This is a genomic window from Vibrio sp. 10N.222.54.A3 (assembly GCF_041474095.1).
In the GTDB taxonomy this organism is placed as follows: domain Bacteria; phylum Pseudomonadota; class Gammaproteobacteria; order Enterobacterales; family Vibrionaceae; genus Vibrio; species Vibrio crassostreae_C.
Genome location: NZ_JBFRTN010000167.1, coordinates 1 through 447, shown reverse-complemented (window position 1 = coordinate 447; position 447 = coordinate 1). Strand labels below are relative to the sequence as shown.

Here is a 447-nt window from a genome sequence, read left to right as displayed (position 1 = left end):
TGACGATTGAAGAGCCTACCGTTGCTGACTTGGCTGCAGGCACGCCAACGACATCCGTTTTCGATGTATTAACATCCGCGAGTGCCGATGGCGCGAGCGTGACTCAATTTACCTATGACGGCACCGCTTACTATCTAGACCCGAATGATGCGACCGAGCAAGAGTTTACCTTCACCGAAGGCTCACTGTTTATTACGACTCAAGGGGAAGTGCGCTTTGAGCCAAACCGAGATTTAGACCATTCGGTTGGCGATATCGTTAAAAATATCGTTGTGACGTCAAACGATGGTGATGACGACGTTCTTACCTCAACAGTGACACTTACGATTAAGGACGGTGATGTTCCAACCATTGATGTCATTTCGCCAATCTCACTATCTGAAAAGAATCTAGCCGATGGCTCTGATCCATCGAACTCTGCGGTCAGTGACACCAAAGTCATTCAGT

General features: G+C 48.1%; 1 protein-coding gene. It reads left to right on the top strand.

The window, feature by feature from the left end; all coding sequences use genetic code 11:
• On the top strand, positions 1 to 447 hold a 447-nt coding region (locus AB4507_RS22715), incomplete at both ends, for a hypothetical protein (protein WP_372183467.1).